Annotated in this window: 15 protein-coding genes, 1 tRNA gene and 1 CRISPR repeat array; of the genes, 12 read left to right on the top strand and 4 right to left on the bottom strand. The window is 62.8% G+C overall.

The features are described from left to right. Positions 1 to 18: 18 nt before the first annotated feature. Positions 19 to 429, bottom strand: a complete 411-nt coding sequence (locus BUB04_RS08845; protein WP_143156422.1) for a hypothetical protein — start codon at positions 427 to 429, stop codon at positions 19 to 21. A gap of 291 nt (positions 430 to 720) precedes the next feature. On the opposite strand from BUB04_RS08845, the gene BUB04_RS08840 reads away from it, so the two are divergent. Next, positions 721 to 1,029: a hypothetical protein gene (locus BUB04_RS08840; RefSeq protein ID WP_073038638.1), complete on the top strand. Its 309-nt coding sequence runs from the start codon at positions 721 to 723 to the stop codon at positions 1,027 to 1,029. After that, a complete protein-coding gene (locus BUB04_RS08835) occupies positions 1,017 to 1,703 on the top strand; it encodes a nucleotidyl transferase AbiEii/AbiGii toxin family protein (protein ID WP_073038637.1) in 687 nt (228 codons plus the stop codon). The genes BUB04_RS08840 and BUB04_RS08835 overlap by 13 nt, the downstream gene beginning before the upstream one ends. A 70-nt stretch (positions 1,704 to 1,773) precedes the next feature. Continuing rightward, positions 1,774 to 2,842: a CRISPR direct-repeat array (repeat unit 36 nt; unit sequence GTCTCAATCCCCTCAAATCGGGGCCTGCCTTCGGAC). Between the two features lie 342 nt (positions 2,843 to 3,184). On the opposite strand, the gene csx20 is transcribed toward BUB04_RS08835, so the two are convergent. Beyond that, a complete protein-coding gene (gene csx20 / locus BUB04_RS08830) occupies positions 3,185 to 3,574 on the bottom strand; it encodes a CRISPR-associated protein Csx20 (RefSeq protein ID WP_073038636.1) in 390 nt (129 codons plus the stop codon). A 135-nt stretch (positions 3,575 to 3,709) separates the two neighbouring features. After that, the gene (locus tag BUB04_RS08825) at positions 3,710 to 4,009 is read right to left on the bottom strand and encodes a hypothetical protein (RefSeq protein WP_073038635.1); all 300 of its coding nucleotides are present in this window, start codon (positions 4,007 to 4,009) and stop codon (positions 3,710 to 3,712) included. Between the two features lie 184 nt (positions 4,010 to 4,193). Between BUB04_RS08825 and BUB04_RS08820 the strand changes: the two genes are divergently transcribed. Genes BUB04_RS08820 through BUB04_RS08805 form a run of 4 tightly spaced genes read left to right on the top strand, consistent with a single transcriptional unit; the run spans position 4,194 to position 9,045 of the window. Further along, positions 4,194 to 4,655: a hypothetical protein gene (locus tag BUB04_RS08820; protein ID WP_073038634.1), complete on the top strand. Its 462-nt coding sequence runs from the start codon at positions 4,194 to 4,196 to the stop codon at positions 4,653 to 4,655. After that, the gene (locus tag BUB04_RS08815) at positions 4,652 to 5,737 is read left to right on the top strand and encodes a hypothetical protein (protein WP_073038633.1); all 1,086 of its coding nucleotides are present in this window, start codon (positions 4,652 to 4,654) and stop codon (positions 5,735 to 5,737) included. Before BUB04_RS08820 ends, BUB04_RS08815 begins: the two co-directional genes overlap by 4 nt. A 27-nt stretch (positions 5,738 to 5,764) precedes the next feature. Further along, positions 5,765 to 6,913: a hypothetical protein gene (locus BUB04_RS08810; protein ID WP_073038632.1), complete on the top strand. Its 1,149-nt coding sequence runs from the start codon at positions 5,765 to 5,767 to the stop codon at positions 6,911 to 6,913. Next, entirely contained in the window at positions 6,910 to 9,045 is a 2,136-nt protein-coding gene (locus tag BUB04_RS08805) for a S16 family serine protease (protein ID WP_073038631.1), read from the top strand. The genes BUB04_RS08810 and BUB04_RS08805 overlap by 4 nt, the downstream gene beginning before the upstream one ends. Positions 9,046 to 9,905: 860 nt before the next feature. Here BUB04_RS08805 and BUB04_RS08800 read toward each other — a convergent pair. Further along, positions 9,906 to 9,982: transfer RNA gene (locus BUB04_RS08800), tRNA-Trp, on the bottom strand. A gap of 166 nt (positions 9,983 to 10,148) precedes the next feature. On the opposite strand from BUB04_RS08800, the gene BUB04_RS08795 reads away from it, so the two are divergent. From BUB04_RS08795 to BUB04_RS08770, 6 genes are all read left to right on the top strand, one after another. Beyond that, the gene (locus tag BUB04_RS08795; RefSeq protein ID WP_073038630.1) at positions 10,149 to 10,412 is read left to right on the top strand and encodes a hypothetical protein; all 264 of its coding nucleotides are present in this window, start codon (positions 10,149 to 10,151) and stop codon (positions 10,410 to 10,412) included. 291 nt (positions 10,413 to 10,703) lie between these two features. After that, positions 10,704 to 12,146: an acetyl-CoA carboxylase biotin carboxylase subunit gene (locus BUB04_RS08790; protein ID WP_073038629.1), complete on the top strand. Its 1,443-nt coding sequence runs from the start codon at positions 10,704 to 10,706 to the stop codon at positions 12,144 to 12,146. A 497-nt stretch (positions 12,147 to 12,643) separates the two neighbouring features. After that, on the top strand, positions 12,644 to 14,293 hold the full coding sequence (locus BUB04_RS08785) for a hydroxymethylglutaryl-CoA lyase-like TIM-barrel protein (RefSeq protein WP_073038628.1): 1,650 nt from the start codon (positions 12,644 to 12,646) through the stop codon (positions 14,291 to 14,293). A gap of 45 nt (positions 14,294 to 14,338) precedes the next feature. Then, positions 14,339 to 15,223 carry a site-specific tyrosine recombinase XerD gene (gene xerD, locus BUB04_RS08780; protein ID WP_073038627.1) on the top strand — a complete coding sequence of 295 codons (885 nt, stop codon included), beginning with the start codon at positions 14,339 to 14,341 and terminating at the stop codon, positions 15,221 to 15,223. A gap of 33 nt (positions 15,224 to 15,256) precedes the next feature. Next, positions 15,257 to 17,932, top strand: a complete 2,676-nt coding sequence (locus BUB04_RS08775) for a CBS domain-containing protein (RefSeq protein WP_073038626.1) — start codon at positions 15,257 to 15,259, stop codon at positions 17,930 to 17,932. Further along, positions 17,919 to 18,569 (top strand): site-2 protease family protein, encoded by a 651-nt coding sequence (locus BUB04_RS08770; RefSeq protein ID WP_073038667.1) that lies wholly within the window; start codon positions 17,919 to 17,921, stop codon positions 18,567 to 18,569. Before BUB04_RS08775 ends, BUB04_RS08770 begins: the two co-directional genes overlap by 14 nt. Positions 18,570 to 18,599: the final 30 nt, after the last annotated feature.

Raw genomic sequence — 18,599 nt, 5'->3', positions numbered from 1 at the left:
GAGAACTTCCCCCATCGGTTACCAGAGGAGTTTATAGCCCCGATTCTGCATGCAGTTCTTGAACACGGTGTCGGCATGGTTGGTAACGGATCCCATGCCTCCCGCCGCACCCGCGGCCGCCCCGGTGGCTGTCCATCCCGCATCGTTATGTCCACCCCAGGCGCGGCCCAAGCCGTAGCCGAGCCCGGCGCCCAGGAGGGCCCCCGCCAGGCCGTTGGCCATGGCTTCGTTCTGGGCCCGGCAGTGCCATTCGGCCGCGAGGTCGGCGCAGGTGGCCAGATCCCTTTGGAATTGGGCCCTGTCCTGAACGGAACCCATGTCGATGCGAGCCGCCATGTCCTGAATGTATTTCTGCTTCAGGATCTCCTTGCTTGCGCAGCCGGCGGAAAACAAGACCAAAACCGTAAGCATCAGTGCTGTTCTCTTCATGGGAGCCTCCCGTTATCCAGTTCATCGCCTTTGAGCTGGATAACGGCTCCCGCGTGGCCTTTTTTAGAAAGAACCAGGGATTTTCCGCGCCAACCGTTGTTGTCGAGACCGTTTCGGACGGCTGTCTTTAACCCCCCCAGCGATGCCGGCTCGGAGTGACAACCGAAAATTGACCATGTGTGGCAACCGAATTTTGACCACCCCGAGCCATGCGCCATTACGGTTTCAGCTCTCGTTTGATTTCTCTTGCGCGATCTCCTATGATTCCTGGGTCATGGGAGGATCCGTTTCATGGCAGACCTCAGAAGAATCATCAGAGAATGCTTTTGGGACCACGAGGTATCCGAAGAGGACCTTCTGACCATTCTGGCGGGGCATGACCTGGGCCGGAAAAGATTCCTTTTCGAGAAGATCCTCGGCAACAGCACGCGCCTGTTGGAAGATATGTCTCTATTCGACAGAGACGAATTGAAGAAGATGCTGGAAGAATACCAGGTGCCGGCCTTTAACCGTGAGCATATAGCCCTCAGAAAGAACATGGTGGAGGCGTGGTTTTTCGATCAACCCCTGACCGCCGAAGAGTTGCAATGGGTATTGTAGATTACCGGGCCTTGTATCGCTTGCAGGATGAGGTTTTGGACGTCGTCTTTGCGAGCGAAAACATCTTCTATCTGACCGGCGGCACTTGTCTCAGCCGGTTCTACAAGGCCAAGCGGTATTCCGACGACCTGGATTTTTTCGCAGATTCTTCGGCTAGATATCCTTTTGCGCTTCGAAGGGTACGATTGAGACTTGCCGAGAGGCATCGTGTGCGGGTGGAGGTGGAGTCGAAAGACTTCGCCCGCTTCAGAATCAATGATTTCTTGCAGGTTGATTTTGTCAATGAGCATGCCCCGAGATGGAAGGAAGTCGTTGTGACTCCTGAAGGGCGCGTCATCGATAACATTGAGAACATTCTGGCCAACAAGTTGACCGCCGTCGTCGCAAGAGACGATCCCAAGGATGTTTTCGACGTCTATCTGATTTGGAAATTCTATGCCTTCTCCTGGGCGGAGATCCTCGATGCGGCGCAGAAGAAGGCCTGCTTCAGCGACGACATCCTTGCCGTGCGCCTCAGAACGTTTCCCGAAGAGGCATTCTCCACCTTGAAACTGATCGATCCAGATTTCCTAAAAGACTTTAGCGAAGACCGACCGGTGCTTTTGGATGAGTTAATTCGCCGAGCCCCTCACCGACCGTCCTCCCAAGGCCGAACCCTGCGCTCCGAAAGATAACCGCCGTCTCCCCCGGTTACCCGCAAAGAGCATTTGAAACCCTTTTGCTGAGATGCCGTGGGGTTTCCACACCCCAATCCCCTCAAATCGGGGCCTGCCTTCGGACAGACTATGCCTAATCAGGAGCAGGAGCAGGAACAGGAATAGTCTCAATCCCCTCAAATCGGGGCCTGCCTTCGGACGCGGAGTTCTCATACTGCTCCGCTTGTGGTGAATTCACGTCTCAATCCCCTCAAATCGGGGCCTGCCTTCGGACCCAGCTCAAACGACGTGGAGAGGTGTGGCGTTTTTGTCTCAATCCCCTCAAATCGGGGCCTGCCTTCGGACCCCGAAGCCTTCACAAAGGGCTTCGGGTTAATTTTGAGCGTCTCAATCCCCTCAAATCGGGGCCTGCCTTCGGACCCGGGCAGACGGTTCGCCCTGCTCGGAGGAAGAATTGTCTCAATCCCCTCAAATCGGGGCCTGCCTTCGGACGGTTAACAAGGCCAAGAACCTGCTGATTCAAGCAGGTTCAAGTCTCAATCCCCTCAAATCGGGGCCTGCCTTCGGACGTGTATAATATATGCGATGGAGGGAAAGAGATGACGGAGTCTCAATCCCCTCAAATCGGGGCCTGCCTTCGGACCAGAACGGACCGCGGGCACAGAGCTTGGGTCCGCCCCAGTCTCAATCCCCTCAAATCGGGGCCTGCCTTCGGACAGTCCGTGGACCGGTCCCGGATGTCGACGGGACCGGTGTCTCAATCCCCTCAAATCGGGGCCTGCCTTCGGACTGCGAAGCCTGCACAAACGGCTTTCCCTGCCCGGACTAGTCTCAATCCCCTCAAATCGGGGCCTGCCTTCGGACCTTCAAAGGGATTCTAGAGGACGTGAACGTCCCCGGCGAGTCTCAATCCCCTCAAATCGGGGCCTGCCTTCGGACCCCATGGTCTTTTCGTGGCCGGTTCCGGGGTTAACCGGGTCTCAATCCCCTCAAATCGGGGCCTGCCTTCGGACGGTGGCAGTGGAGGGGAGCGGGGCACCGGATCACCCGTCTCAATCCCCTCAAATCGGGGCCTGCCTTCGGACGAAGAAAATGAAGGAGATCCGGGAAGGCATAAGGAAGTCTCAATCCCCTCAAATCGGGGCCTGCCTTCGGACTCTATAGCTGAAAACCCGCATGGTGTCTAGCCCGAGAGGGCCGCTGCAGAGCACCTCCCGCGAGGGTCGGGCTTTGGCTGTTGAAAAAATGGACACACGGGCCGCCGAAGATTCTTATCTGCCCGAAAGTACTATGAGTTTAAGGTGCAGAGGACCTCTTTTCGCTGTGCTGAGTATATTCAGCCGGTTAGCTTCACGGGGCCAAAAACCCCGGAGGTCCTCTGCAACGGGTATTTCAGGCCCATGGGAAAGCCATGTTCAGGGGAGGTGGTCCACCCCGGGGCCGCACGCCATGGAGTCAACACGCGGCCTCAACGGTCGCGGCCGTCGTTGGAATGCCGCTCAAAGACCGTACCGCCGAAAGCGCCGGTGCTCAAAGTTGTGGGTCAACCGCACGGATCCGTCCGGGAGGAGTTCCTCGGTGGCCTTCCGCCTGGTGGTGGCATAGACGGGCACGAGTCCCCGTTCCAGACAATGGTTCACCATGAGATAGGTGGCGCCGAAATCCCCCTGCACCAGCACGTGGTCTCCGGGGACGGCGGCGGCGTCGATCCATCGTCGAACCGGTTCCAGCAGGGGCTCCAGAGCCTCCGCATCGGCGGGGATGGAAGACCAAAGGGCTCGAACCGAAGGGGGCGGTTCCACGAAACGCGTTATGCCCAAGCTGTTCTCCGCGTCATGAAGTTGTTGCTCCGTCAGGGTGTGGTTGAAAAGGACGAGAAGAGAAGGCATGGGGTGGAATCCTCCGTTGGAGTGGACGGGTACATGGAGCCTACCGGTCGTGGTCGCCCTGGAGCCCCCCGCGTGGAGGAATGGCCAGGCCGCCCCAGGGCTCTTCCCGGGAGCACCGCAAGGCGCCACAGTCACTCATCTTCCAAACGGCCGGGGCTGAGCCTCCCGGCATTCGGGACGGAACACCACAAAGTTGTGAAGGTTGAACGCGTCCTCCAGGCAATGGCGGCACGTGAAGACCGGACTGTAGCACGGAGCGAAGTCCCGGGCCACTCGGATGGTGAGCCCCCAGTTGCACTCGCACACGCCCACGATGATCTCCCCGGCTCGAACGCCCGTGCTCGCCGCGGACGGCATCCCCAGCCCCTCGCGCTCCAAATAATCCATGGCCGCGCGATGTGTCTCATCGTCCACCCAGCCGCAGTCCGCTCCCATGGCCATCCTCCCGTAGCCTGCCTTCTCCGCCGGGGGACCCCGCCGGGTCCCGTCGTCCTTTCCATATCCCGCTCTACGGCTTCGGAAAGGAGGTTTTCAAAGGGCGCTTCCGCCTGCTCTTGTGCGGTTTGTGAATTTCTGCTTTTATGGCCCGAAAGCAACCCATCAACCACGGTGCGACGGCATGATGTCCCGACTCAAGGATCCCGACGCGTTTTGGCGTGCGCCCGAAAGGCTCTACCCGGAACCCAAGCTGGAAGAGCTGGCGTCGTCCCTTGTTCGACTCGGGCCGGTCCATTGGAAGGAGAGAATGTTTTTTGGAGGGGCTCGGGACCCGCACGTGGAGCGGATCACCGGAACGTTTCCCGCCGGGGGTGCGCGGAGTCGAGGTACCCATCCGATTTTCGTTCTCAGCACGGATCCCGGGGCGGTTCGGGTCTGCCCTTGCTCCACCAAGCGCTGGAACGCGAGACGCTGCATTCGCGAAGGGTGTGTTCTGGAAATCACGGGGCGAACCATGGAAAAAACGTCTTACCTGGTGGAAGAGTGCGCCTTTCTTCTCCCGCGGGATCCCGCCTTTTGGGTTTCTTTGCGCTTTTGGGGCCGGGTTCCGGAAAGTTGCCTGGAACAGGTGGAAAGCCCATGAACTGGAGCTCCTGGCTGGAATCCCGGGAATGTTTCCCCGTGCTCCGCAGGGCGGCGGTGCGGGTGGTGCGAGCGGTGCCCCGCTACGGGATTCCGCTGTCGGTTCTCCCGGACGGCGGACTGAAGGAATCGTCTCCCGAATGGGGCCGCCGGTGCGTGCAGGAGCTGGTCAACGAACTGTGGGTTTTCGCACGGGATCAGGCCGCCGTGTGGGATGAGAGCACCTGCCTGGAGGCGCTTCGAGCCCAGGGGGCGGACCGCGTGGCCCTCTTCATTTCCAGCCGCTACGTGAACCGGCTTCGGGACGAAGTGCGCACCAAGCGGACGGATCCCCACCGGGCCCTCTACCGGCGGGTGCGCCAGTGCCTGCAGAGCGAGCCCGGCGTCCGAACCAAGGCCCAAAGGGCCGGTTCCTTCTTTGCTCTGGAAGAAGGCGACCTTCCGGAAGCGGACCTGGGCCGACTCACGCAGATTCCCTACCAGGACTGGCCGCCACCCCCGGCGGACGGGCCGGAAGAATCCGCGCTCAGTCACACCGCCGTGGTGCAGGCGGCGCGGTTTTTCTGGCGGGAGGCACGGGATCGCTTGGGCGGCCCGTGCTGGCTTCCCGTCCGGGAGCTCACCCGATACCTGGTGTGCCACCTGGATATGGCCCCGGCCCCCACACAGGTCTCTCTTGCGGGACAGGCACCGGGAGAGGAAGACGGTCCGGCTCCGGACCGGGACCTTCCCGTGGAGGCCACCCAGGAGCAGGCCGCCACGGCGGCTCGGCTGCCGGAACTGGCCCTTACGCTCACCGCGGCCTGGAGTGAGCGGGAGAAGCAGGCCTTTTTCGCCCGTTACGGCCGGGAGATGTCCCTGGCGGCGGTGGCCCGGGAGCTGGGCTACGGCGGGCCTTCCGGGGTGAAGTACCTGCTTTCGAGCCTGGAGGATCGCATGGCCGACTTTTGCCTCCTTTGGCCGGGGCTGTCGCCGCCGGATCTGGACAAGACCCTCTGGGCCGCCTTCGTGGAAGAGGTGATCCGGGCCTGTAAGGAAGGAAACCGGAGCCGTAAGGATAGTGTGAAAGAGAACCGCGAATGAACGCCAATAGACGCAAATGAGGCATCCATGACGACGGATCGGCTGAGGCCTGATCTTTTGCGGGCCGCCCTGGAGGAGGCCGTGCGGGTGCGGGGCTGTCCCCCGGCGGAGATCCTGGCCGAACAGCACCCCGACGAAGCCCTGGCCTTCCATCTGGCCTCGTGTTTTTTTTGCCGGGATGAACGGGATCTGCTGATGGAGCTGGGCGTCGAGCCGGAACCGCCCATTTCGGCCGGGGAAGAGGCCGCAGAGCGCGGGGCGGTGCGGCCGGGAGACGTTCGCGCCCTTTCCGCGGTCCTGGGCGGTTGGGGCCCCCGCGGGCGATATTACAGGTCCCCGCTGGTGCTGGTTCTGGAGCCCCTGCCCGGAATGGCCGGGGCGGTGAGGGTGTGCCTGGTTCACGACTTCCCCCGTCTCGCCGGCCCGGGAGACGTGGAACTGGCGCCCGGCCTCTTTGCGGAATCGTGGAATTCTTTCCCGGCGCCCGTCGACCGGCTGGGCCCGGCCGTCCGGATGGTGCCCGGGGCCGTGTTGGAGGGCGTTCTCCGGGCCGTGAGGAAAAGGCCGGACCCCGGTGCGGCGGGGTCGGAACGGGAGGACGACACTCCGGAAAGCCCGTACGTGGCGGCTTTCCGCCGCCTGGAAGTGGAGACGTCCGCCTATTTCTCCCTGCGTTTGGCGGAAGAAGTGCTGGCGGAAACGCCGGAGGAAGGGCGGCAGGAGGAAGACGGCATTCCCCGGGATGAGCAGGAGTTCCTGAATCGGTTCAGCCGATACATCCGGCTGGAAAGAGACCGGGAACCCTCCCTGGAGGATCTCGTCGTCGCCCCCTGGACCGATGCGTATCTGCCCCTGGCCGCGGCCGGAGAAACCACGCTGTTCGCCCGCCTCTATTATCCCGGCCGGAGCGATGGTGTGTTGGAAGCCGTACCGGTGGAACTCACCTTCCGGCAGCGCCTTCCCGAAGGGCTCCTTCTGGGGGGGCGCATCCGATCCCCGCTCGGTCCCAAAGCCCGATTGGAGGCCCGCTTGATGTGGGCGGGCGTATCCGTTGCCCCGCGGGAAGTTACGCTGGATTCTTCCTCAGGATTCTTTCGCCTCCTTTTTCCAGCGCCGGATCTGGAGGGAAGGGATCCCGAACCGGGGGACCTCCATCTTCTGGTGATCTCGAAATGAGGGAATTTTCCAGCTGGTCCCTGGACGAACTCCTGGTCTGGCAATCCTGGGGATGTCTCGAAGAACGCCTGGAGCAGGTGCGCGATCCGAGGCTCTTTCGAGCGCCGCGGGAAGAAGGCGAATTCGCCGAGCAGCTTCACGCGCTGCTTCAGGCGGTTCCGGACCACGTGGGGCGCCTGGTGACCCTGTCCTGCCTGGCCGCCGGGATAGGCCGAAAGGGCCGCGAGGGGATCCGGGCTTTCGGGGAACTTCCCGGGATTCCTCTCCCGCTTCTCTTGGGCCTGCCGGACGACTGGCCCGATCTCCGTCAGGCCTCCCTTTCCGTCGTCCCCATTCCCGTGGCGTCCGGTGATCGCGGGGATGTGGTGTGGGCTCTGGTGGGCGCGGCGCCGCTCGGGGCGCGGGAACCGTTTCCGCCCTGGTGCCGGCAGATGTTGGATCCCCACGCCCGGGAGGCCTTGATTCTGGCGGACCGGCTTCTGCAAAGCGAAGCGGACGCCCGACTTCTTTTCCTGCCCATTCTTTTGCCGCCAACAGAGGCATCCGGGGGCGGCCCGGCCGTTCAGCCCCGGATGTGCGGGCCGTCGCTGGCTCTTCCCGTATTGCTGGGAGCGCTGGATGCCAAGCGGAGAAGGGGAGCGGCGTGTGAACCGGGGGATGTGGCCGCCACCGGATCGCTGGACCAAGCGGGAAGGATCCTTCCCGTGGCGGGGCTGGAGGCCAAGACGGAAGCCGCCGCCCGTTTCGGGTTCCGCGCCATGATCGTCCCGGCCGAGGCGGCACGGGACCGCAAGGCCGGAGGACGTATGGAGTTCCTGGAAGCCGGGGACCTGCAGACGGCTTGGTATCTTTGGGAGTCGTGCCGGCGGGAACGGGGTTCGCGCCGCCTGAAGGATCTGGACCGCCTGCGTTCCCCGGAAGATCTGGCCGCGGGCGTGCATCGCATGGATCCCCGGATGGCGGGCTGGAGCCGTTTTCAACGGACGTACCGGGAAACCCTGGGGCGGATTTGGACCGATGCGGACCATGCCGCCTCTTTCGTAAAACAACTGGAGCGCATGAGCCGCGACCCCAGCGTGCCCGTCCATTGGCTGGCGGAGCTTCTGGATCCAGTGGATGAATCCGTCGTCGCCGGGTTGGCGAAAATCTCCGCCGTGGCGGCCTTCCGGCTGGCCCAATGCGCCTGGGCGGTGGCCACCCGAAGGGGCGATCCCGGCGAAGCCGCCCGTTGGGCCGCCTGCTGCGAATCCCTGTGCGATTCGGTGGTTGTGTTCGACCGGGGGCTGTACCTGGTGGGGGACTTCTGGAACCGGCGCTTCATCACGGAACGGCATGCCCTGTACCGGTTCGATCCGCAGCTTTCAAAGCCCGTCCAGGAGATCGTCGGGAGGCTGGAATCGTGCCGGGACGCTCAGCGTATGGGAGACACGGTCCCGGTGATTCCCGCGCTGGCCAAGCTCTACGGCACCATCGCCCAAAACTACGGATTTTGCGGGCCGGATTACCTGGCGGACACCCGGCGCTACGTGGACCTGGCCTTGGAGGCCTTCGGCGGGGACGGTGTGCCTCCATTCCAACAGGACCGTAAGCGCCAGCTCCATTATCTGCTCCATGCCCTCTTGGATGCCGGGCGGCTGGAAGAGGCGGAAGGCGTCTTGCAGCGTTATCTCGGGAGGAAAGAGTCGGATCTTTCACCTTATGAGCATGCGGCGCTGGCGCGTTTCGGGGCCGAAACCGGGAGATTTCCGCCGGGTTACCGGGCCGCTTGCCGATCCCTTCTCCGGAAAGGTCTGGAAGGCCACCCTTGGCAATTGTGGCTGTGGAATGTCGGCCGCATACTGACCGATGCCGAAGGCAAGCGGCTGGCCTGGGAGCAGGGTTTGCGGCTTTGCAGCCGATTGGGACCGACGGCCCGCCCCATGGGACTGCTGCATGCGGCGTGGCTCTGGAAAGAAGGCCTGGCTCCGGCGGAAAAGATTCGCACAACGGTGGAGGAAATCCTCGCCGACCTGGAAAACGGTCCTCTCTGGAAGGACCATTTCCGTCCCTTGCTCTCGGCCCGCTCCTGGGCCCACGCGCTGGAGGAGATCCTTGCCGCCTCGGCCCGATACTTTCCCTTCACCTATCGGTGAGACGGCAAGCACCTTTCGTTTTCGCATCCAACGGTCGTGGCGGGACTCGCCGCCCCGCCCGGATGACAGGGCGAAGCGAGAAACGTTTTCCGTGGGAGCCGGCTTGCCGGCGATCCGGATCGCGGTCGGGGCCGCTCCGGAAGCTTCTCGGAGAATAACTCTCCGACAGAATAGCCCGGGCATTGCCGCTCTTTTCGTAGCCGCGGGGAAGGGGCATCGTAACCACTTGAAGTTGGCAGCCGTATGTGATGGGCCATCCGGCGGCGGGGGATTCCTCCGCAGCCCTAAAGGGCTGCGCTACGGGAAAAGAGATCATCCCCGGCGTTCTCGGACAAGCTCCCCCAAGGCGCCGAAAGCGCTACTCCTTCACTTCGACTCCCATCACGGGGATCGTGTGCCAACGAAGCATGAAGCACACCTTTGAAAACGAAGCACCTGTAGGGGCGAATGATGATTCGCCCCTACAGGACGCGCACACGAACGGAGCAAGGTCGCGTTGCAAATAAAATCGGGCGATTTCCTTGGCGGATTCTCTCGTCGCTGCGGGGTTGGCGGGCGGGGATGAACCCCGCCCCTACCCAAGGGGCGCAATGCGTCTCGTAGCGGCGGGCGCTATGCCCGCCGGCGCGGATCGCTGGAGGGAAGAAATCGTCCAACGGGTGTCACATTCAGCCGGCTCCGGGAGTCCTGCACGGCGAGAGCTGAGAGGTCTTGGGGGCCAAGAGGCACCCGTAGGGGCGAATGATGATTCGTCTCTACGGCCGGCGTGCGGGGAGGGGTGGGCAGCTTTTCCCAGGGACGCGGCGGGTGCGCAAGAAAAAAGGGGTCACAGCCGTGAAGCTGCAACCCCTTGTTTTTTCTGGCAGGCCAGGAGGGATTCGAACCCCCAACCCCCGGATTTGGAGTCCGGTGCTCTAGCCGTTCGAGCTACTGGCCTAAAGCCGTGGCCTTTATAGCGGCTTGCGGGCCCGTTGTAAAGGAAAATATGTACTGGAAAAGGGGTGGGGCGCCTTGCCGTCGGCACGGTTTGTGCTTAAAATACCGTACGAGCGTTCCACGGCCCCCTCACCCAAGGGGGCTCGGAGAAAGAAGGAGGAAGTTGGATGAAAATCAAATACTGCAAGAAGTACGAAAAGTACGTGAGCCAGCAGCATTGTGAATTCTTTAATGAAGGCAAGGACTGCGAGTTCTACAGCCCGGGCTATTGGAACAGCATCAAGGAGCTTCTCCAGGACGTGAATCGGCCCAAGTGGGAGGTCACCGAGGTGATCAAGCCCTACAAGTGCAGTCTGCTGGATCGCGAGTATCTCAACCAGATGAGCCGACGACGGCGTGAACAGAGGCGGCGGCCCGCTCCCCGGCCGTAAGCGGACGGGGTTCCTTCCGCGGTCCATGGGTTCCCGCCTTTCGAGCATGCCTGAGACAGCCCCGCCATTGCGCCGTTGATCCCCCCAAGGCTCTATGCTATGAGTGCTAGCCACTCGCACGAGATGGCCGACGGTCTTCTCCGTGCCGCGTCTGCAGCCGCCGTGTGACGGCGCGCTTCACCCTGAGGGATTATCGTCTTCCGGTCCCTTGGACCATGAAAGAGGTTTGGAGATCCGGCGCCGGCATGTCCGGAGCCCGAGCGGTCCTGTATGGCAACGAAAGGGCAGCCCATGTTCAAAAAGCTTCTGGTGGCCAATCGGGGGGAAATCGCCATTCGCATCATGCGTTCGGCCCAGGAACTGGGGATCCGGACCGTGGCGATCTACGAGGAAACCGACAAGACGGCCATGCACATCATGAAGAGCGACGAGGCGGTGTGCATCGGGTCCGGGCCGCGCAAGGACTATCTGGACATCGATCGCATCATCCAGGCGGCCAAGGCCGTGGGGGCCGACGCCATCCACCCGGGCTACGGCTTTCTCGCGGAAAACCCGCTCTTTTCCAAGCGCTGCACCGACAACGGACTCATCTTCGTGGGGCCGCCCCCCCAGGTGATTTCCGACATGGGCAGCAAGGTCATCGCCCGAAAGGTCATGACCGAAGCCGGCATCCCGGTGATTCCGGGAAGCGGGGTTCTGGCCGAAGGGCAGGACGGGGAAAAGGAGGCCTTGGAATTCGCCCGGCTTCACGGCTTTCCCATCATGGTGAAGGCCGTGGCCGGCGGAGGCGGCCGGGGAATTCGGGCGGTCAAGGACACGGCGGAACTGATCAAGGGACTGCGGCTCGCCCGCTCGGAAGCGCGCATGGCCTTCGGGGACGACCGGATCTACCTGGAAAAGGGCCTCCAAAACCCGCGCCACGTGGAGGTGCAGATCCTGGCCGACGGCCACGGCAACGTGATTCACCTGGGCACACGCAACTGCTCCATTCAGCGCCGTCACCAGAAGATGATCGAGATCGCTCCGGCCAGCCTGCCGGCCCTGGTGGAGGAGCGGATCTGCGCCGACGCCGTCCGGGCGGCCCAAGCCACCGATTACGTGAACGCCGGAACCGTGGAATTCCTGGTGGATTCCGAAGACCAGTACTACTTTCTGGAGGTGAACACGCGCATCCAGGTGGAACACACGGTCACCGAGATGGTCACCGGGGTGGACATCGTGCGCGAGCAGCTCCGGATCGCCGCCGGGGAGCCCCTGTCCTTCCGGCAGGAAGACGTGCAGGTGCGCGGCTACGCCATCGAACTGCGCATCAACGCCGAAGATCCCAAAAACGGGTTCATGCCCAGTCCCGGGCTCATCCGCATCTACCAGTCCCCGGGAGGCCACGGCGTGCGCCTGGACGGGTGCATCTACCAGGGATACGAAATTCCCCGCTATTACGACTCCATGCTGGTCAAGCTCACCGTGTACGGGTTCACCTGGCGGGAAGCGGTGGACCGGCTGCGTCGCGCCCTTGACGGGTTCAGCATCGTGGGTGTCAAGACCACGATCCCGTTCTACAAGCAGATCGTGGAGGACCCGGACTTCATCCACCAGAATTTTGACACGTCCTACATCGACACCCATCCGCAGCTGCTGGATTACCGGGAGGAAGTGCCGGAGCTGGACCGCCTGGCGCGGCTCATCGCGGAGATCAACGCCTACGGGTACAATCCCTACGCCGAAAGCGCGTAGAAGGGTGTCCGGGGACGCCGCCACCCGTCACTCCCGCGCAAGCGGGAGTCCATAAGATGCCGGAAACCCTGGATCCCCGCTCCCCGTTCAAGCCGGGGACAAGCTTCGCGGGGATGACGGATGGACGTTGGAAGGGGCAAATGAGCCATTTTTAGACAAGCTCCTAGGAGGGTGTCCCGAGGATTCTACGAACCGACGCACCGCGGAAGCTGGAGTTTCCTAAATGGAGCGATTCTTTTGCTGTATTCTTCTCATCTTCGTGCGAAGAGCGGGCGGGGATAAACCCCGCCCCTACTCAATAGGTCCATCCGCCTGCGTAGGGGCGGGCTTTACGCCCGCCCGCCGGAACCTCGCGATGGGAAAGAATTGTCCAATTTAGGTGTCTATAACTGGAGAAAGCGTTAGATCCACGCTCCCCGTCCTAGCCCGAAAGATGCTGCGCGAGGTGATGCAAGGGGGCGGGGCAGATCGCGGAAACACCGACGGAGTGAAGGGCCATGCCGGATAGAGAACGGGTCACACCGAAGATGAGCGTTCGGGAGATCCTCGCCTTCCTGCGGGAGACTCCCGGATATTTTCTCACCAACAACGAACGGGACGTGTCGCAGTCGGACTTCAAGTGCCGGATTCTACCGCGCACCACCCTGCGGGTGGCTCCCTACCGGGACGATACGGGCTACTTTGCCTTCGAGATCAGCGGCGGCGCTTCGGTCCACCTGGACCTCATGAACAAGCAGATCAATCCCTTCGAAAAGCTTCGGCTGGTGAAAAAGCGCATGCCCCACACCCTCATCCAGACCGTCTGCCGGGGGAGGAACCTCTTCGGCTACCGTCCGTATCCGGACAACGTGCTGCGCATGACGGTGCGCCTCTTCGCCCGCTATATCGACGTGTGGCGGGTGTATGACTTTCTCAACCACGTTCCCAACCTGGAAGTGGTGGGGCGCGAGGTCCAGGAGGCCGGCAGGCTCCTCATGCCCTGCATCTGCTTCAATACGGGCGTGGGGCACACCGACGAGTACTACGTGGCCAAGGTGGGCGAAATCCTCGACACCTTCGGCGACGAGATCATTCTGGGCATCAAGAACCATTCGGCCGTGGGAAGCCCCCGGAGGATCGCTTCGCTGGTGGCGGCCATCAAGGCCCGGTACCCGGAACTCATCCTGGCCTACCACGGCCACAACACGGACGGGAACGACCTGGGGCGCATGGTGGCGGCGGTGGAAAACGGGGTGAAGATCGTGGAGGTGGCCGACCACGGCTTCGGCGGCATGTATTCCCAGGCCCCGGCTCTCAGCCTCATCCAGACCCTGAACGATGACGGCTACAAGGCGCCGGGACTCAAGGTGCAGCCCATCGTGGACGCATCCGACCTGCTTCGCCGAGAACGGCGCCATTACGAGCGGTTCGAGACGCCCTTTCGCGGGTTCGACCCCACGGTCAAGCGGCACAAGCTCACGGGGGGGGCGGCCAGCATCGCCTTCGAGCAGGCGGAAAAGCTGGGCCTGCTGGAGCGGATCCACGAGATCTTCAGTGAGCTCATGGAGGTGAACCGCGAGTTGGGCAACATCTGGTCGGTCACGCCGGGAAGCCAGATTTTGTGGAGTACGGCGGTGAGCAACGTGATCTACGGCCGCTACGAGAACCCCACGGACGACCTGAAAAACCTGCTGCTGGGCCGCTACGGACCCTTTCCGTTCTACGAACCCCAGCAGTGGATCTACGAGAAGGTGCTGGAGCATCGGCGCCGGGACGGCAAGAAATGGTACCAGATCCTGGCCGACGAGGCGGGGATCCAGGACCTTCCGGACGTGGATCTGGACGCCAGGAAAAGGGATCTGGAAGAGAAGCTGCGCCGTCCCGCCACCGACGAAGAGCTCTGTCTCTACGTGCAGTTTCCCAAGGACGCCCTGGACTATTTCCGGTTCGAGGACACCTTCGGCAAGGCCTGGCTGCTGCCGCCCCAGGTGTGGTACCGGCGGGGGGGCTTTCGGGACGGCGAGACCATTCGGGTGCCGGACGAGGAGGGAAGGACCCACCAGATCGACGTGGTTTCCACGCACCGGAAGGCGGACGAAGTGGAAACCTCCCTCCTGGTGGACTTCCACTTCCAGACCTACTCGGTGCCGTTACGAAAGAAACAGTAGACCCGGTGCAGGACGGCGGACGGGAGCGTGCGGCGAGGAGGTGCGGTGGACCGGTTGGTGGATCGCTTTCTCACCTACCTTGTGACCGAAAGGCGGCTCAGTTCGCACACGGTGAGCGCCTACGCGTCGGATCTGGCGCACCTGACGGACTACCTTTCCAAGCGGGGCGTGGAAAGCTGGCGCGAGGTGGACCGCGAAGAGCTCTCCGGCTACTTCCGCCAGGCTGTGAAGGGCCTGAATCCCCGGAGCCGGGCCCGGCGTCTGGCCGCCGTTCGCTCGTTTTTCCGCTTTCTGGAATCGAAGGACCTGATCGACGCCAATCCCGCCGCCCGGATCACCTTCCCCAAGATGCCGGCCTTGCTTCCCAAGGTATTGAACGGAGAGCAGGTGGAAGCCCTATTGAACATGCCCGATACGGCCACGCCTCTGGGGATGCGGGACCGGGCCATCCTGGAAATCCTTTACGCCACGGGACTTCGCGTTTCGGAACTGGTGGATCTGCGATTCCCGCAGCTCAACCTGGAAGCGGGCTACCTGATCGTTCGCGGCAAGGGGGACAAGGAGCGCCTGGTGCCTTTGGGCGAATATGCCGTGGACGCCCTGAAGACTTATCTTGAATGGGGACGGCCTCAGTTGGCGTGCCGGAAGGATCGGGACGTGGTCTTCCTGAACGCCCAGGGCGCACGGCTGTCCCGACAGGGCGTGTGGAAGATGGTGAAAAAGTACGCCGCGGCCGCCGGGGTGTCCGGGAAGGTGAGTCCCCACGTGCTCCGCCATTCCTTCGCCACCCATCTTCTGGAAAACGGCGCCGATCTCCGGTTGCTCCAGGTGATGCTGGGCCATGCGGACATCAGCACCACCCAGATCTACACGGCCGTGGCCCGGGAGCGGCTCAAGAAGATCCACCAGGCCCACCACCCGCGGGGATGAGGGTCCCGACATACGCAATCAAGGTGCTTTCCAATGGATGTGATCACCACCCACCTCAATGCCGACTTCGACGCCATGGCGTCCATGGTGGCGGCCAAGAAGCTCTATCCCGACGCCCTGCTCGTCTTTCCCGGATCGCAGGAAAAGAACCTGCGGGAGTTTTTCGTGAGCACGGCCGGGTATCTCTTCGATTTCACCAAGCTGAAGGGACTGGACCTGGACCAGGTGACCCGGCTGGTGCTGGTGGACACGCGCCAGGCGTCCCGCATCGGCAAGTTCCGGGAGCTCATCGAGGCGGGCCGGGTGGACGTGCACATCTACGATCACCACCCCGATGCGGAAGACGACGTGCACGGGTCGGTGGAGATCGTGAAGCCCGTGGGGGCCACGGTGACCCTGCTCACCGAACTCATCCGGGAGCGCGGTATCTCCATCACCCCGGAAGAGGCCACCATGCTCATCCTGGGGATCTTCGAAGACACGGGGTCCTTCACCTTTTCGTCCACCACGCCGGAAGACTTTCGGGCCGCCGCCTACCTGGTGGAACAGGGGGCCGATCTCAACATGGTCTCCGACCTGGTGACCCGGGAACTCACGGCGGAACAGGTGGCGCTTCTCAATGAGCTGCTCCAGTCCGCCCGCACCTACAACATCAACGGCGTGGACGTGTGCGTGGCCACGGTCTCCGTGGACAAGTACGTGGGGGATTTCGCCGTCCTGGTCCACAAGCTCAAGGACATGGAAAACCTGGACGTCATCTTCGCCCTGGCGCGCATGGAGGACCGGATCTACCTGGTGGCGAGAAGCCGGGTCCCCGACGTGAACGTGGGCGAGATCGCGGCCTACTTCGGCGGAGGCGGCCACGCCACGGCTGCGTCCGCCACCATCCGGGACCTCACCCTCATTCAGGCCGAAGACCGCCTGTTCGAGCTCCTCCAAAGCACCATCAAGCCGTCGGTGACCGCCCGCACCCTCATGAGCTCCCCCGTGCTCACCGTGGACGTGGAAAACACCCTGGGCCAGGTGGAAGAGATCATGGTGCGCTACAACATCAACGCCATGCCCGTGCTGGAAGAGGGGCGCGTGGCGGGCCTCATCAACCGACAGGTGGTGGAAAAGGCCATCTACCACGGCCTGCGGGACGAGAAGGTGGCCGACTACATGAGCCGGGACTTCAACACGGTGCAGACTACGGCCACCCTGGTGGAGATCCAGGAGCACCTGGTGGAGCACCAGCAGCGCATCCTGCCCGTGATGGAAGACGACAAGCTGGTGGGGGTGGTGACCCGCCGGGATCTTCTGAACCACCTGATCACGGACCGGTCCCGGGAGCCCGTGGCCCTCAAGGAGGACATGGCCGCGGGCCAGTGGGGACGCCGCAAGAACATCACCAGCGTCCTGGCCGAGCAGCTGCCCCGGGACATCATCGAGCTGCTCCGGCGCCTGGGTGAACTGGGCGAGGAGCTCGGCTATAAGGTGTACGCGGTGGGGGGGTTCATTCGGGATCTGCTGCTCCGCCGCCCCAACCTGGACATCGACATCGTGGTGGAAGGCGACGGGATCACCTTCGCCAAGGCGTTCGCCGAAAGGGCGGGGATTCGGGCGCGGTGTCACAAGAAGTTCAACACGGCGGTGCTCATCTTCGACGACAACCTGAAGGTGGACGTGGCCACGGCGCGCCTGGAATACTACCAGTACCCGGCCGCCCTTCCCGTGGTGCAGTTCGGCTCCCTCAAGATGGACCTCTACCGGCGAGACTTCACCATCAACACGCTGGCCCTGGCCCTCAACCCCGACGAATTCGGCCAGCTCATCGACTTTTTCGGCGGCCAGCGGGATATCAAGGAAAAGGCCATCCGGGTCCTGCACAACCTGAGCTTCGTGGAGGATCCCACTCGGATCCTTCGCGCCATCCGGTTCGAACAGCGGTTCGGGTTCCGGGTGGGCAAACAGACGGCCAGCCTCATCCGGCACGCGGTGAAGATCGGGCTCATCGAGCGGCTGGGGGGACAGAGGCTCTTTCACGAGATCCAGCACATCCTCATGGAGGAGGACCCGGTGCCGGCCATCCGTCGGATGGCGGAATTCGGCGTGCTGGGAGTCATCTGCCCCAGCGTGTGCTTCGATGCCAAGGCCGAGGAGACGCTTCTGCAGATCAAGGAGGTGCTCTCCTGGTACGAACTGAGCTTTCTCGATGAGCCGCTGGAATCGTGGTGGGTCTATTTCCTGGGGCTGCTTTCCCGGCTGCCGCACAAGGACCTTCAGAAGGTCATGGAGCGCCTGGATCTGGCGCAGAACATGCGCGAGCGAATTGCCTGGACGTTTCAAAGGGTTAACCAGGTCCTGGGGGACTTTTTACGGTTGCCTCACCAACGCCCCAGTGCTATCTATCGGGCACTCCAACCGTTCAGGCCGGAAGAGATCCTGTTCATGATGGCCACCACGCAGCGGGAAGAGGTCCGGCGGGCCATCAGCCACTATTTCCACCGGTACCGTCACGTGCAGCCGGAAATCCGGGGGAGGGATCTCAAGGAGATGGGCATTCCCCCGGGCCCCGTTTACGCCAAGATCCTCAACCGCATCCTGGATGCCCGCTTGAACGGGGAGGTGAGGAGCCGGGAAGAAGAGGCGGCCCTGGCGCGAAGACTGGCCTGGCGGGAGCTGGAGGCCGGGGAAGGCAAGGAATCACATGTTCATGGATCTGATTAGAGACGTCTGCATCTACGCCGTGCCGCTGCTTCTGGCGGTCATCAGCCACGAGGTGGCCCACGGGTGGGTGGCGGAAAAGCTGGGGGATCCCACGGCGCGCATGCTGGGGCGGATTTCCCTCAATCCGTTGGTGCACATCGATCCCGTGGGGACGGTGATCATCCCCTTGCTGCTCCTGGTGACCAACGCTCCCTTCATGTTCGGTTGGGCCAAGCCCGTGCCGGTGCAGTTCCACCGGCTTCGGGGGGGGCGACGCGGCATGGCCTGGGTGGCGGTTGCGGGGCCGCTCACCAACCTGATGCTGGCCGCGGCCAGCGCCCTGATCTACCGGTTCATCCTCTTTCTGTTTGCTTCGGGCTTCGCCGTGGGGGCGGCGGCCATGATTCTGAGGCCGCTTTTTCTCATGGCCCAGTTTTCGGTCATGTTCAACCTGGTTCTCATGGTGATCAATCTCTTTCCCGTACCGCCCTTGGACGGCGGGCGCGTGCTGGCGGGGATCCTGCCGCCCCGGATGGCCTGGCAGGTGGCGCGTCTGGAGCGCTACGGGATGCTGATCGTGGTGATTTTGTTGGCCACCGGGTGGTGGGGGCATCTGTTGAATCCGGTGGTGAGCCTGTTTGCCCGGTTTTTTCTCTAGAGATGTTGGATGATATGGGGAGGTGACGCG

The sequence above is a fragment of the Desulfacinum infernum DSM 9756 genome, assembly GCF_900129305.1.
GTDB lineage: Bacteria > Desulfobacterota > Syntrophobacteria > Syntrophobacterales > DSM-9756 > Desulfacinum > Desulfacinum infernum.
The sequence above is the reverse complement of the archived record's forward strand: the minus strand, read 5'-3'. Positions and strand labels throughout refer to the sequence as shown.